General features: G+C 39.0%; 12 protein-coding genes. 3 read left to right on the top strand and 9 right to left on the bottom strand.

Annotated elements, in window-relative coordinates:
- Nucleotides 1-56: 56 nt before the first annotated feature.
- The 5 genes from ViNHUV68_RS17995 to ViNHUV68_RS17975 all read right to left on the bottom strand — a co-directional run bounded on the left by ViNHUV68_RS17995 (nt 57) and on the right by ViNHUV68_RS17975 (nt 5922).
- Nucleotides 57-554, bottom strand: coding sequence for an AAA family ATPase (locus ViNHUV68_RS17995; RefSeq protein WP_391090447.1), 498 nt, complete (start codon nt 552-554; stop codon nt 57-59).
- A gap of 156 nt (nt 555-710) precedes the next feature.
- Nucleotides 711-2363 carry a methyl-accepting chemotaxis protein gene (locus ViNHUV68_RS17990; protein WP_391090445.1) on the bottom strand — a complete coding sequence of 551 codons (1653 nt, stop codon included), beginning with the start codon at nt 2361-2363 and terminating at the stop codon, nt 711-713.
- A 421-nt stretch (nt 2364-2784) separates the two neighbouring features.
- Complete coding sequence (locus ViNHUV68_RS17985) at nt 2785-4425, bottom strand: EAL domain-containing protein (protein WP_391090443.1); 1641 nt, start codon at nt 4423-4425, stop codon at nt 2785-2787.
- A 349-nt stretch (nt 4426-4774) separates the two neighbouring features.
- Nucleotides 4775-5077: an antibiotic biosynthesis monooxygenase gene (locus tag ViNHUV68_RS17980; RefSeq protein ID WP_391090441.1), complete on the bottom strand. Its 303-nt coding sequence runs from the start codon at nt 5075-5077 to the stop codon at nt 4775-4777.
- A gap of 38 nt (nt 5078-5115) precedes the next feature.
- Entirely contained in the window at nt 5116-5922 is an 807-nt protein-coding gene (locus ViNHUV68_RS17975) for a hypothetical protein (protein ID WP_391090439.1), read from the bottom strand.
- A 156-nt stretch (nt 5923-6078) separates the two neighbouring features.
- Here ViNHUV68_RS17975 and ViNHUV68_RS17970 point away from each other — a divergent pair, with 156 nt between their 5' ends.
- The gene (locus tag ViNHUV68_RS17970; RefSeq protein WP_391090437.1) at nt 6079-6954 is read left to right on the top strand and encodes an EamA family transporter; all 876 of its coding nucleotides are present in this window, start codon (nt 6079-6081) and stop codon (nt 6952-6954) included.
- Here ViNHUV68_RS17970 and ViNHUV68_RS17965 read toward each other — a convergent pair.
- The 3 genes from ViNHUV68_RS17965 to ViNHUV68_RS17955 are packed head-to-tail and all read right to left on the bottom strand — an operon-like array spanning nt 6923 to nt 9018.
- Nucleotides 6923-7807 (bottom strand): LysR substrate-binding domain-containing protein, encoded by an 885-nt coding sequence (locus ViNHUV68_RS17965; RefSeq protein WP_391090435.1) that lies wholly within the window; start codon nt 7805-7807, stop codon nt 6923-6925. The two genes, ViNHUV68_RS17970 and ViNHUV68_RS17965, sit on opposite strands and share 32 nt — an antisense overlap.
- Before the next feature lie 18 nt (nt 7808-7825).
- Nucleotides 7826-8398, bottom strand: a complete 573-nt coding sequence (locus ViNHUV68_RS17960; protein WP_391090433.1) for a class I SAM-dependent methyltransferase — start codon at nt 8396-8398, stop codon at nt 7826-7828.
- Entirely contained in the window at nt 8395-9018 is a 624-nt protein-coding gene (locus tag ViNHUV68_RS17955) for a DsbA family protein (RefSeq protein ID WP_391090432.1), read from the bottom strand. Before ViNHUV68_RS17955 ends, ViNHUV68_RS17960 begins: the two co-directional genes overlap by 4 nt.
- A gap of 144 nt (nt 9019-9162) precedes the next feature.
- Between ViNHUV68_RS17955 and ViNHUV68_RS17950 the strand changes: the two genes are divergently transcribed.
- Entirely contained in the window at nt 9163-9777 is a 615-nt protein-coding gene (locus tag ViNHUV68_RS17950; protein ID WP_391090430.1) for a nitroreductase family protein, read from the top strand.
- 47 nt (nt 9778-9824) lie between these two features.
- Complete coding sequence (locus tag ViNHUV68_RS17945; RefSeq protein WP_391090428.1) at nt 9825-10913, top strand: phosphotransferase; 1089 nt, start codon at nt 9825-9827, stop codon at nt 10911-10913.
- A 435-nt stretch (nt 10914-11348) separates the two neighbouring features.
- On the opposite strand, the gene ileS is transcribed toward ViNHUV68_RS17945, so the two are convergent.
- Nucleotides 11349-14495 carry an isoleucine--tRNA ligase gene (gene ileS / locus ViNHUV68_RS17940; protein ID WP_391090426.1) on the bottom strand — a complete coding sequence of 1049 codons (3147 nt, stop codon included), beginning with the start codon at nt 14493-14495 and terminating at the stop codon, nt 11349-11351.
- Nucleotides 14496-14662 lie beyond the last annotated feature (167 nt).

The following is a 14662-nucleotide window of genomic DNA, read 5'->3' as shown; positions in this document are numbered from 1 at the left end:
GAAGCCGGTTAAAACTAAGAACACCAAGCGTTACGGACGCTGCCATAATCACTTTGTTATGCATATCCTTCCATGCGTATTAGATTGAGATTTTCACTCGTTGTTGGAGCTTCAAAATACTGGGTCACATGATGAAACACAGCCTCTGTGTCAAACAAAGCTCTTTCTGGTTGTTCAATCCGACGTTTAGCTATCTGAGCCAAACATTGTTCATCTGTTAAGTCCAAAAAAAACAGTTCATGTTTGCAGTTTACTTCAAAACAAATTGATACAAACCAAGCTCTTTGCTTAGCGGTATTAGCTGGAAAGTCCATGACGACATCAATTCCGGCATTTAGGAGACTTTTAACATGGTTTTTAACGAAAGGCTTAATTAGACTTGAGTACTTTAAGTAGTCGTCAAAATTGTTAATTTGGGAGGGATAATGAGCAGACAACCAGTCGTCTTCAGAAATGAGCACAGCATTGTGTTCAGTTGCAACAGCTTTAGATCGAGTTGATTTACCCGCTCCCATCTTTCCACAAAAGAAAAAAAGTTTGCCCTTGATTATCATTGCAAAAAAACCTTAGTAATAGTGACTAGTAACGGTTTTAATAACCGAACCAATAAGGCTAGTGACAACACGCAGCCATGAGAAGCATTTCAATAACAATTAGCTCCTTACGAAAGACATGAATATATGAGAATAAATTACACACTCACAACCGAATCAACATCCATTTCCAAACTTAGATATCATGCTCTTTAGCTCTCCATTCATTTTCGTCAATTTACAAGTTTCATTGGTTAGTTCCGAGCTTGATTCCTTAACTTTTATTAACATATTCTCTATGCCATTGACCTGCTCTTCAATATCAAATGCCAATACTTCCTGTCTTTGACTAGCTAGGGCTGTTTTGCTGCTTGCTGCCTTTATCTTAGCTACAAGTTCAACAATATTTAATAGACTATTTTGAACATTTTCCGCATTCTCGACACTGTTTTTACTTTTGTCGTTTGTAGTCTTCATGGATTGATACATTTTACGATTACCATCAATTAGAGACTGCATAGCATGTTCGATTTCTATGGTACTAGCCTTAGTTCGGGTAGCTAAATCTCTTACTTCGCCAGCAACAACAGAAAAACCACGCCCATGCTCTCCTGCTCTAGCCGCTTCAATAGCGGCATTAAGTGCTAATAAGTTGGTTTGATCTGCTATCTCATTAATTACATACAATATATTGACAACATTTTCAGATTCGCTTTTTATCTTTTCAGATATACTCATTGATGTTTCTACTTCATGGATTAGCTCAGTAATACTCCTAGCAGAAACATGGATCAATTTAGACGCTTCCTCCCCTTGATGATCAGCTATTGAAATTAAATCAGAAGTGCCACTCATATTCTCCGAAACCTCTTTTGAAGATATAGTTATATCTTCTATGTGTACTTTAATTTTGTCGCTTTCAAGTATATAACCATCAATCAAAACCTCAATATTCTCTATCTGCGCTTTGTAATGATCAACCTTGTTACTTAGGCCAGTTGAGAACTTATTAAGGTTATATATCATTAATGAAATATTGCTTATAAATAAATTAAAAGATTCAGCAATACTACCTACTTCATCGTTACTCTTAATATCAATCCTATACCCTAAGTCAGGATTATCAGATGCCAGCGATGAAAAATTATCCCTTAGATCAATCAGAGACTTGAGAGTTCTTGACATAATTAAGGAAATGGTAATAGCGACAATAACCGCACATATCATCGTCAAAGCAATTGAAAACTTTGTTTTATAGATTAGTTCTTCTCGACGCATAGATGAATATCTCAGCACTGCCTCGTCTATATCGTCGACATATACACCTGTGCTAACAATCCAATCGAATTTTTCCACATATCTAGAAAATGCTATTTTCTCGAATTCTTGATCATGACCAGGTTTATGCCAGTAGAAATAGCTAAAACCATCTCCATACAAAGTTGAATCTATTATATCTTTAACTACAAAATTACCTTTTACATCTTTAAAATCTATAATATTATTACCAACTAGTTCCTTGTTGTTGCCGTTAAAAACACTGACTCCAGTCGTATCTACCCCAAAGAAGTAATTGTCACCTTCATATTTTATTGATTCAAGATATTTTCTCACTGTGTTAATGTCACCTTCATTTTCTATAGAAGATATAGCAACATCCAAGATATCTACTAGCTCTTTCTTTCTTATTTCTATAAGCTCATCTCTATAGCTATCAACAAATTTATCCAAATTATCTTCGGAAAGATAAAACTCGATCACCATTATAATAGCAGAGACTAATATCAATGATAATGTACTTATATAAACCACTTTACTTTTTATTTTCATACAGAAGCCTATTAATCATATAGTGTAACATTAACTTTAGCTCAGCTTATATAAACAACGTCAATATAAAATACAGTCACATCGAACACAAAACACGATTAAACAACTTCATAGATGACAATATATAGCAAGAAAAGTAAACATATCTTCAATATAGCCACAAATAAATATAACATTAACTTAAAAACAGTAAATTGACTATTTACTATCTAGTTATAGAAATAGGAGTGTAGTAAATTCAACATACTCCCCAAGAACCTGTTACTAAAAACCAACCCCTTTTCGCTTACAGTTAACTAAGCGGAGAATGCATTGTGGAAAATTGCACTACACTGAAACACAAATGGTGTAATCTCTTGCACAGGCTGAAATAGAAAGGCAGCTCACTTTAAACGTGACCCTACACACCCACCTGCTCTCGTCACTCTAAGGCATTCATCTCTAGCCATGCTTGCGGTGAGCAAGGCCTATGCAAGAAATACCCCTGAAGATACGATACGCCAACCTCTGTTAGTGTCTTAAACATTTCCGACGTCTCTATTCCCTCTGCGACAAGCGTTATGTTGTATGTATTCCCAAACTCGTACAAATGGGCAATGAGTTTTAAACATGCTTCACGCCTCATCGCTTCGTTAATTAATATTTTATCTAGTTTGACTTGATACAGCGGAAGTCTGAATAAACTAGTAATCGCGCTCATTCCTGCGCCGAAATCATCGAGTGAGAGTTTAAAACCATGAGTGTGAAGTACATCGAGAGTTTTTGTGATCATCGGATTTTCATCAAGTAGGTAGGACTCGGTAACTTCGAGCACAATACGAGTTGAATCAATACCAAAGCGATCAACAACCTCACAGACATCCTCGACAAAGCTAGTACTAAGCAATTGATGCGCCGACACATTTACATTAACCAAAGGTCTCACATGGTGCTTAGTATCGAACATCACCAAGTATTGGCAAGCGTGCTCTAGAACTAACAAACCTAATGCATGTATATGCCCTAACCGCTCGGCGATGGGAATAAATTCTGCGGGTGAAATCGAGCCCAACTCAGGGTGCTCCCACCGAGCTAACGCCTCAAAACTTATCAGCTTACCAGTCGATGCTTCAACAATAGGTTGTAGTACTATAGTAATTTGGCGCATTTTAACAGCTGATTCTAAAGCGTCATGAATTGCAAAATATCTATCAATACTGCGCTGCGACTCTCCAGTGTAGGTAATAGGCGAACTGATAGCTCGGGAATACTCAGACAAGTCGAATATATGCTGCAAAGGAGCTGTAACGCTTAGAGCACAAACTGGGATCGCACCAAGACCCAATCTACTTGTAAGTATCGAGTCGCTCTTGCGAACTTGATGAAATACCGATTCAATTTTGTTCAACAGCTGAAGAGACTCCTCTGAGTTAATTTCTTGCTCCATCGTGACAACAAACACATCCGCACTAATTCGATACAAACCGTACTTCATTTGCAGAACGTCATCTAATGTTGATACAAGTGCCGAGGAAAGGTGTTCAATTGCTTCATATCCAACTTGCCTTTGAAGCTGTTGCAGTTGAGCTAGACAACATACTAGGATCCAACTTTTTTCATTCAGACTTGGGAATTTTTCTAGGAACTTGTGCCGGTTAAACAATCCGGTTTCACTGTCGTGAGTAGCCATATGAGTCAGATACTGGTTCAGCAATACCTCTTCAGATACATTTTTATGTGACCCCACCATGGCAAGTCCATCTTGGTATCTTACTCTCACACCAGTCGCTTCAACCCATAGGTAACGTCCAGATATATTCTTAACTCGATACCGCGTGGTCACTCGTGCAAACGACAGATCTTGTTGATGACTGTCCACTTCTTGCTTTAACCTTTCCCTATCTTCAGGGTGAACCAGCCCTAACCAATCATCTAACGTTGAATCTTCCATTAATAGTGGAAACTGCTGGTAGAATGAGTGGTTGTAAAACTGAACCACATTGTCATCACTCATAAACCAAAGCCCTTCGCCTGCAGTATCAAAAAGGCTGAGCAATACCTTTGGTAAAGTCTGCTTATTCATATTATTCCCTATATTGCAAAGTGTGCTCCTTCACGCCTCTAAAAAATATTCCCCAAAATTCGAGTCAACTAAGCTCAGTACTGCTTACGAACAAAAAGGAGATACAGTCTTTCTAACATCCCAAGAGCTATTTCTACATTCGCTTATATAGTTCTATTTCGATGAGGATAAAAATCAGCCACAACCGAATTTAAACATAACGTTCAATGAATTAAGTCTTCGAGTAATAATACTTTATAATATTGAGTTAAACCCACTTTGACATATTCACAATTCAATAAATATAGAGAATTCCTAAACCTCGAACTCTCTATATTTAAAAAACATAACAGAAAGAAATTTATATCATCTACTTTAATATATCATCACATACTGTTAGCTCTCTTAACACTGAAGAACTGATTAGGTATTTTTTCATTTCTAGCAATGTACTTGGCTGTAAGTCACGAAATAACTCTGTAGTCTCAGCCCAACGATCTCTATCAGGCCATTGAGCGTAAGCTACGTACGTATTTTCCACTCCAGTTGTATGTAGCCTTGAACCAAGGCTTCCCCTCGTTTGGTACACATACTCTGTATGCTCAATCCAAGCTTCCCTGAATTTTTTATCCGTACCTTCGTCGATCACGAACTCATAGACAACGGTAAACATACTACCTCCTAATATACTTTTTGATTCAAATAAGAAATCTAAAATTTTAAGGTTTTATTTAGCAGCACAGGAACATCACTTGTAAAATCGATCCAAGGGTTTCCATTTAGCGTTCCCGGCCAACTGATGCTCGGTTCTTCATATCGCATGATAAACTGCTCTGGACCATGCGCATGAGCCACTACTAGGCCATAATCAGCATCGAAAAAGCCACCATGTGATACAAGTCCAGGGTAAGAAATTCGCCAAGCTTTGCTATCCAAATCGACGTAGCCAAGGGTTAGCTTACCAACAACCCCATCATCAAGTACAAAAAACCAAGTCCAATGTCCTCCTGAAATAATTGTCATAACCTCATCAATACCCTCACCTTTCTCTGAACTATTTACATGAAGCTTTCCAAATTTATGCTGGAGATAGTGCTTAATGTCTTCTGACATGGACATCATGTCGTAGACTTTTGGGTAAGGGGCTACATCTGGCTCTGAGGTAGACAAGTACCCACCTCGTTCAACAGCTGGTTTCCTGCCGGCCAATTCAATTTGTTCAAGTAATTGAGCTCGATTCAATGAAAACTCTTGAATTAGAAGCTTCTTTTCATCTGAATTGAGTGCCTTTCCCTTAGACTTTTCAATAATTGGTTGTACTTTTTTGGGAATACTCACTTGTGTAACTTTGACACCAACGCGCTCTAAGTAACTATTGACACTCTTTACTCCTTGAACAGACGGTCTCCCATCACTAAAAGATAGTTCCAGCATACCTTTTGTTTCGGGCGAGCTCGCTAGCGAACTAGTCGAAAAAATAACTAATGACAATGAAACAATGATTTTTTTAAATAGCATAATCAGCCTCCAAATTTATTTACATTTCAATCCTAGCTCATCATTTCAAAAAAAATAATGACAATTTAGTAAACTATCAATTCACTTTTTTTATATTGAAATAGATAGACAGCAATCAATAATAACTTGGTGAATTTTTACTTTTAGAGGCTACCTATGTTTTCATTAATATTTATAACCGCTTTAGCTCCAGTTATTTGGGGCACTACTTACTATTTAACTACCGAGTTCCTCCCACCAAACCAACCCTTTTTAGCATCGGCTATTAGGTGTTTACCTGCTGGGTTAGTACTACTTATTTTCTTTCGAGAAAAAGTCGATACAGTAACGTTAAAAAGACTATTCATACTATCAGTATTGAATATAGCTCTATTCCAGAGCATGCTTTTTATTTCAGCTTACACTCTGCCAGGAGGTGTCGCATCCCTAATTACGTCTCTACAACCTGCAATAATAATCTTTCTAGCATTTATATTTAAAGGCGAGACTCTCGAGAGCAGAAAAAAACTCATGCTCATAACTGCTTTTATAGGTATGTGCTGTATTTTCTTAACACCTCAAACGCAACTAAACACCATAGGTGTTTTAGCAGCCTTTACAGGTGCATTATCTATGTCATTTGGTACATTTTTCTCAAGAGAGTGGTCAACTCAAATTAACATTTATGCATTTACAGGCTATCAGTTGACGTTTGGGGGTATTGTTCTACTTTTAGTTTCTCCATTCTTTGATATATACCCAGACAGCATTGAACTAAAAAACATATATGGATATGGATATTTAGTAGTATTTGGGGCAATTATTTCTTATTCATTGTGGTTTAATGGAATAAAAAAACTACCCTTAGGAATTGTCACTCCATTAGGTTTTTTGAGTCCAATTACGGCAATAATTCTCGGTTGGTTGGCGCTAGACCAGTCTATGAGTTTAGTTCAAGGCTTTGGTATATTGTTGGTCTTAGTATCACTTTATGGACTAGTCTCATCAGGTAAAAACAAAATCAAGATAAACGCTCAACAAGAAAATCAATAAAACTGCGAACTAATTTTGATTTTGCTCTACTACTCGGATAGACAGCATATAGATAATGTTCTTCAGGGGACCAATCAGGAAGTATCTCTATTAATTGACCATCTTTTAACATTGACCGAACATAGAGCTCTGGAGTTAGAATAACACCTTTACCGAGCTGGCAAGCTTTCACTAAAGCTAAACTGTTGTTAACCATATAGTGTGAACTTTCCAGCTCAACTTCTTCCGTCTCATCGCCCCGAATAAACTTCCATTTGTTAACCGTAGCCAAGCTATATATTAGGCATTGGTGGCTCTTGACATCCAATGGGCTCAATATCGGTGCATGACTTTGAATATACTTAGGGGAGGCACATAAAACACGCTTCAACTTCAATAGCTTTCTTGATCTAAGTGTAGAGTCAGTTAGTGTCCCACTACCTCTAATTGCAACATCTGCTCCTTGAGCGATTAGGTCTTGCTGTTGGTCATCCATGATAACCTCGATCGCCACCGATGGATAAAGCTCAGAGAACTCACATATAAGTTCATTCAACAGGACTAAACTTAAAGATAAAGGAGCGCCGATTTTTAACTTTCCTACAATGTGATCTCGATTAAAAAAAAGCGACTGTTCAGCATTTGAGATAGTGTCTAAAGCCAAACAGACCTCTTTGTAATACTCTAAGCCGGCCTCTGTAACAAACAGTTTTCTAGTCGTACGATTTATCAGTGGAGTATCTAGAAATACCTCTAACTCATTCATATTTTTCGTCACTGCTGCTTTCGAAAGCTTTAAGTCAGTAGCAGCGGCTTGAAAGCTACCAAGTTCAACTATGCGCCTAAAGACAGTAAGAGCTCTAACTTTATCCATACCCACCCCCTAAGTCATTTAATACTTATATACCAAGAACTCTCCTTTACCTACATTTAGAGTGAAAGAAAGTAGCCTTTTATCTTCTTCCACCCTGCAAGTAAATGGCTTAAGCTCCTCCTCATGAGATATCGCATTGTCACAAACCAACAATCCACCACACCTCAAACTCGCTATCAAGCTATCGTAGTAATCTAGATACTCCAATCTATTAGCGTCCAAAAATATCATGTCGAACAATTCATTATTGGACTCTAGATAGTTTTGGACAGTACCGACAACACTAGTTATTTTATTCTCAAATCCAACTTTTCTTATATGAGACATTGACTCTTTGGCTTTGCTAGACTGCTTTTCGATCGTTATCAACTTACCTTTTTCAGGTAAATTTTTGGCCAACCATAATGTAGAATACCCATTAGATGTACCAATTTCTAAAACTTTACTAGGCTTAATAATACAAACCATCATATCGAGAAATACTCCTGTATCTTTAGTTATGTTAAGATATTTATTCTCTTTAACAGTTTCATAGCCATCATTCTCTAGACCTATACGCTCCAAAAGTTCCATATAACTGTAGAAGTTCATAGCACCTCCAAGTCAGATAACATTTTCATTAATACAGGTAATTTAGTCGTCGATCGAATGACATGTTCATTATTTACAACCAATGTCGGGATAGATTTCACCCCGTAATTAAATGCCATTAAAGCATCTTTACTTAGTTCGTTATTTACTTGTTCAGAGTTCATCAACTCAATAAAATTTTTCTCGTCATAGCTTTGGCTATTAATGGCTTCTTTTATAACATTGATATCACTTACGTTTTTAGAATCTTGGAGGTGGAATTTTTGCAAAGTATCGAACATATCCCAATGGGCCGTTTGTCCACCTAATATTTCAGCAGTCTTAGTCGCTTTCGCGGCCAACATACCATTGGGATAATTGAAACTTGATCCACGCATACCATCAATATTAAACCTTTCTGGTTTTCCTTCAAATGCCATGCAGGATTCCCAATGTTGTAATACTTGCTCTTTTGCAGCTTCTAACGAACCCCATCTTGCGATCATTTCTTGATCATTTTTTTGCAAGATAAAATTCCTATGAACCACTTCTACATTATATTTTAGGTTCAACTCTCTTAGAATTGGAGATTGTATATAACACCAGCCACACACTACGTCATGGAAGAATTCAACTTTCATTTATGTTACCTCTCAAAATTAAAACCAAGACACTATATAACAGAAATCTATATTCATTTATGAATTGACAGTTAACTAACAGTGAACAATCTATTTGATATGCTTTAGATGCGGAATAAAGCAACTAACTTACAGGTGAAGAAAATGAAAGACGCACTAGAATTGATTGTTGAGCGTAAAACAACCGGAATATACGATCCAGATGTTGTGATATCGAACTCAGACGTCAAAGAGATTGCCAACTATGCATTTCAAAGCCCATCAGCTTTCAACTTGCAAAATTGGTATATCCTTGCCGTACACTCTCAATCCGCTAAAGAGAAATTATGTGAAGCAGCATATGGGCAACCGCAGACTAAAGATGCTGCAGTAACATATGTCGTTTGTGGTGATAGCGAAGGATATAAAAATTTAGAAAGAATTCTTCAACGTGATGTCAATGAGGAAATCATACCAGACTCTATCAAAGACGCATGGGTTGGCATGGCTGCACAAAGCCATGAAAACAGTGAAACACTCCGTAGAGACGAAGCGATCCGCTCTGCATCTCTACTAGCAATGAGTTTGATTTATGCAGCTGAAGCCAAGGGGTACGATACGGGTAGTGTCGGAGGCTTCGATCCTGAAATGGTTAAGCGCTCATTCAATCTAAGTGATTCACTAATCCCAACCATTTTAATTACCGTAGGCAAAGCTGCAGAGGGTAACTGGCAGAAGAAGACCAGAAGACCCACTGAAGAAGTTCTTACAATTGCATAAACTTTGGGGGATGACTTTTCATCCCCGTCTTGGAACAGGAGATTTACATGAACACTAGGCAAAAGCAACAAACGGAGTTCGAAGAAAGTGGGGCCAACATCGAAGTAGGAACTCCTGAAAACTGTCCTCTAGCTCCTTCAGTCTTAGCAAGCATTACCGCAACTTCAGCTTATGTCACAAAATCAATAGATTCAGGCCTGACCGCTGAAGTTTATCAACTCACCGTTAATGGTAAAAAATATACTTTAAAGAAAAAGAGAGCTTCGGCACTCGTTTCTAACTTGGATGGCAAATTCTCATTTTTGAATGAAGTTCAACGTAGAGCTGATTTTTACAAATTAAAATCCACTCACAATGATGGTGAAGTCTTACCCAACATTGTAGATACGACTTACGCTAACTATCGATTGGGTATAATACTATCCCCGTGGATCGAAGGAGAGCCGCTAGAAAATTTAAACAAAGATATTTTCAAGCAAATACTAGAAACCACATCGCTATGTGAGCAATACGGGCTAATGGAATGGGACCTTTGCGAAGGTAACATTTTGATTAATAAAGACGGTAAAGTTTTTCTATTCGACTTTGGTTATATGTATCCTTTTGACCCTCTAGTCGATATAAATAGTAATGGTACGTCTGACCCCATTTTTCATAGCGTTGAACGATTCGAAACCCGATTTTTCTTTGGATGGCTCTTAGGTAAAGATAATCTAAGTGAAGATGAAAAAATAGCTTTGTTTGCCGACCTAAAATCTGTAGCGATAGATGTCTTTAACAAAAAAATCTCATGGTTGAATGCAAATAATGCCTCACCTGAGGTTATTCAACACTTTCAAAATATTGTCAATAAATGGTCTGAAGCTTTGAAAAGCAGTAACGCATTAAAGAAGCTATATAGAGCTGAATCATTCAGGTCCCATGTTCTAGATATAGAAGACGACTTGCATGGAAAAAGTTGTACAAAAAAAACCTTAGCAAGAATTGATCATGTTTTGGACTCAATAGCCAATCACTACGAGTTCTTGAATTCAAACAACTGTCTTTTTTACGAAAACGCTGGTAAGTCTCAGCAGAACCTGCTCGAAACATACCAAAAAAAGTATCAGCTTGCACAACAGCATTTGATTATCTAGCCATATGAGTTTAAAAAACGAAACAATTAGTCAATCAGGGAGTATCAAGGATTGTAGCTCTTCAGCTAATCGCTCAAACACCCGGCGAACCCGCAAGTTTGTTCTAAGTTCTTCATGTGTAGTGGCCAAATTCACTACGCAACTACAAAGGGTTAAGCGTACTACTCATTGAGAATAGGTTACCGACAAACCCTGAAGCTCAATCGCTGAAGAGTTCGGATATAATTGAGCTGTCGACGAGAATTTTCACCCAGGGACTGATTAATTTCAAAAGCAATGGTCTTTAATGGGCTCTACTTTTGTCCTTGTAAATTCTTGATGACTAGAGAAAGATACCGACAAATACCGTTCTACACGTGCTCATAAACATAAATGACTGACTATCAAAAAGGCGGCGTAGTTTTCCACGCCGCAATTGTCCTGTTGCAGTAAACGTTAATCGACTTTTATTTTTTTGACGGTAATATTTAGTTCCCCCATTTCTAACTTATGGTGCTCCCCCATATTGTCAGGTAACTCAAAATCAACAGATGTCGCTAAAGTCTCTGTTTGAACATAATCAAGATGCTTTTCTACCCATCGTTTTACTGAATCAGAAGTATTCACAGACACAGAGATTTTATCCGTCACTTCAAAACCAGAGGACTTTCTCAGTTTCTGTATACGACTTACCACCTCTCGAATCATCCCTTCTGCAACCAACTCTTCTGTGAGGTTAGGCTCAAACTCCATAGAGATATAACGGTTAGAAATCGCATTTACCCCCTCTTTCGCCTTTCTGTAGATGACAATGTCATGTTCGGAAAAGCGTTCTCCATCAATGTCCACAAACCCTGTTTGCTGAAGTTGGTCAATATCAGCTGGTGCAAGGTTAGCAATCAAGTTCGCATAGCGTTTCATTTGCTTACCCAGGCGTTTCCCCAGTGCTGGAAAGTCTGCCTTCGCGTAAAGGTCGATAAATTTTCCTTCATCGGTACTAAATCTTAAGGACTTGAAGTTCAGTTCCGCTTTGATGTAATCAGACAAGCGTTGAATATCATCCAGCACTGACTTGTCTCGGTGGAGTATCGTTGCCTGTCTCAACGGTGTTTTGAGCTTAACTTTGATATCGTTTCTCATCTGACGCCCCATGATGATCAAATGTTGAAAACTCTGAACACTTGTCTCGAGCTCAGGCAACTTGAGTTCTCCGATTGTTTGAGGATAACGACACAAATGCACCGATAATGGTCTTTCTGCATTCTTGTCATACTCTTTGAGCTGTTGATAAATGAACTCGGATAAGAAAGGGGCAAACGGCGCCATTAACGTCGTAAACGTGTTTAAACAATAGTAGAGTGTGGCGTAAGCGCTCTCCTTGTCCTCATTCATTTCGGGTTGCCAGTAACGAGAACGGTTCAGACGGATATACCAGTTGGTTAAATCTTCCAAAAACTCAAACAAAGGTGGTACCACTTCATACAAGTGGTAATCCTGCATTTCAGCGTTCACTTTTTCTTTCAGACTTTCTAAACGAGAAACAATCCACTGATCAAGTACGTTGCTTCTCGGGGCTGAATCATCAACTTTCCATCCGTCGATATCAGCATAGGTTTTAAAGAACTTAAATCCGTTATACCAAGGCAGCAGCACCTGCCTGACCATTTCTTGCACGCCTTTATCAGAAAACTTCTGTTCCTCGGCTTTTACCAGACCAGAATTGATCAGGTACAATCGCAGCGCATCGGCACCATACTGCTCCATCAGGATATCCGGAGCCGTATAGTTTTTTAGCCGCTTAGACATTTTCTTACCATCTTCTGCCATCACAATGCCGTTAACAATGACATTGGTGAAAGCAGGTTTACCGAACAGGCACTCGCTCAACACTTGTAAGGTATAGAACCATCCTCGAGTCTGATCCACCCCTTCGGCGATAAACGATGCAGGAAAACTTGCTTCAAACTCTTGCTTGTTCTCGAATGGATAATGAACCTGCGCATAGGGCATTGAGCCTGACTCAAACCAGCAATCAAAGACTTCCGGAATCCTGCGATACACACCATCCTCTCCGGCTAAAGTAAAAGTCAAATGGTCGACATGATCCCGATGCAAGTCTTCAATTTGTGTGCCAGTTAAAGAAGTCAGTTCTTCGATAGACCCTATACAGTAGGTCTTATCTGTCACATCGTTTATCCAGATAGGCAGTGGCGTCCCCCAGTATCGATTTCTTGAAACGGCCCAATCGATCGCATTTTCCAGCCATTTGCCCATTCGACCCTGCTGGATATGCTCTGGCACCCATTTGATCTGGTTGTTGTTTTCAACAAGTTTGTCTCTCAGCTGGGTTACACCGATATACCATGAAGGCACCGTTCGATAGATGATTGGCGTATCAGAACGAGGGCAAAAAGGGTAACTGTGCATTAACGTGTCATGCCGATACAATAATCCTCGATCCTTAATCGCCTGGATTATCGATTTATCGGCATCTTTCACATAAACGTCGGCAAAATCACTCACTTCACCAGTAAAGCGACCTTTGCTATCCAGTGGACACACTCTCGCCTCAACACCGTTTTCACGGCAGACTCGTTGATCTTCCTCCCCAAACGCAGGGGCCATATGGACAATACCCGTACCACTTTCCTTCGAAACAAAAGTATCCGCGAGGACTTTAAACGCACCTTTAGCTTTGTACTGTACAAAGTAAGGAAAGATAGGCGTATAGAATTTACCCGCAAGCTCTGAGCCTTTAGAAGTAGCCAGCACTTCGACCGAATGTCCCTTTGAGAAGTTCTCTAGTAACTCTTTAGCAATCCAAAACGATTTTCCTGCAGACTGGTCGCGCACCTTAACGTAATCAAAGTCAGGATTTACGCAGAGCGCAAGGTTTGAAGGTAGAGTCCAAGGTGTCGTTGTCCAAGCTGCCAAATAGCAATCTTCGTCTTCTAGTTTAAACAATACCGAGATAGCGGGATCTTGAACATCTTTGTAGTTCGATGTTGCCTCAAAGTTAGATAAAACGGTCTCGAGCTCCGTGGAATAAGCAACAACTTTTTCCCCTTGATATACCAGGCCTTTATCCCACAGCTGCTTAAACACCCACCACACGGACTCCATATACCAAGGTTCCAGAGTTCGATAGTCGTTATCGAAATCTACCCAGCGGCCCAAACGGGTTATTGTTTTCTCCCACTCTTGTGTATACCGCTGAACGATGCCACGGCATTCGTCGTTATATTTAGCGATACCAAATCTCTCTACCGCTTCTTTAGCAGACATCCCCAATGATTTGTCTATCTCATGCTCGATCGGAAGACCATGACAATCCCAGCCAAATCGTCTTTCAACGTAATGTCCAAGCATGGTTTGATAGCGAGGGATGATGTCTTTGATAGTGGAAGCCACCAAATGGCCGTGATGGGGTAAACCGGTTGCAAAGGGAGGACCATCGTAAAAAACGAACTTAGGTTTATCTTTTGACTGCTCTAGAGATGTCTGGAATACATTGTGCGTTTCCCAGAATTGAAGTATTTCATGTTCCGACTCCACAAAAGAAAAACTTGAGGATGAAGATGCCTGTTTATGTTTTGAACTCATACTTACCTCTTAAATTAAAATCCTAAGAGGTAAGTACAAGAAAACCCGCCTCTTAGGCGGGTTTTAAAATTTAGTTGCACTAACTATCCCACCATTTCTTAAGAAATGATGATAATAATTCGTTGGAAGTTAGGCTTCATATTCATAAACACAGGGTTACACTTACC

Origin of the sequence: Vibrio sp. NH-UV-68 (genome assembly GCF_042940635.1) — a bacterium.
Lineage (GTDB): Bacteria > Pseudomonadota > Gammaproteobacteria > Enterobacterales > Vibrionaceae > Vibrio > Vibrio pacinii.
This window is presented reverse-complemented; position numbering and strand designations above follow the sequence as displayed.

Bases quoted from the DNA above. Each gene is read 5' to 3' on its own strand.
- ViNHUV68_RS17995 (WP_391090447.1), bottom strand. From the start codon at position 554: ATGATAATCAAGGGCAAACTTTTTTTCTTTTGTGGAAAGATGGGAGCG.
- ViNHUV68_RS17980 (WP_391090441.1), bottom strand. From the start codon at position 5,077: ATGTTTACCGTTGTCTATGAGTTCGTGATCGACGAAGGTACGGATAAA.
- ViNHUV68_RS17945 (WP_391090428.1), top strand. From the start codon at position 9,825: ATGAACACTAGGCAAAAGCAACAAACGGAGTTCGAAGAAAGTGGGGCC.
- ViNHUV68_RS17955 (WP_391090432.1), bottom strand. From the start codon at position 9,018: ATGAAAGTTGAATTCTTCCATGACGTAGTGTGTGGCTGGTGTTATATA.
- ViNHUV68_RS17985 (WP_391090443.1), bottom strand. From the start codon at position 4,425: ATGAATAAGCAGACTTTACCAAAGGTATTGCTCAGCCTTTTTGATACT.
- ileS (WP_391090426.1), bottom strand. From the start codon at position 14,495: ATGAGTTCAAAACATAAACAGGCATCTTCATCCTCAAGTTTTTCTTTT.
- ViNHUV68_RS17975 (WP_391090439.1), bottom strand. From the start codon at position 5,922: ATGCTATTTAAAAAAATCATTGTTTCATTGTCATTAGTTATTTTTTCG.
- ViNHUV68_RS17965 (WP_391090435.1), bottom strand. From the start codon at position 7,807: ATGGATAAAGTTAGAGCTCTTACTGTCTTTAGGCGCATAGTTGAACTT.
- ViNHUV68_RS17960 (WP_391090433.1), bottom strand. From the start codon at position 8,398: ATGAACTTCTACAGTTATATGGAACTTTTGGAGCGTATAGGTCTAGAG.
- ViNHUV68_RS17990 (WP_391090445.1), bottom strand. From the start codon at position 2,363: ATGAAAATAAAAAGTAAAGTGGTTTATATAAGTACATTATCATTGATA.
- ViNHUV68_RS17950 (WP_391090430.1), top strand. From the start codon at position 9,163: ATGAAAGACGCACTAGAATTGATTGTTGAGCGTAAAACAACCGGAATA.
- ViNHUV68_RS17970 (WP_391090437.1), top strand. From the start codon at position 6,079: ATGTTTTCATTAATATTTATAACCGCTTTAGCTCCAGTTATTTGGGGC.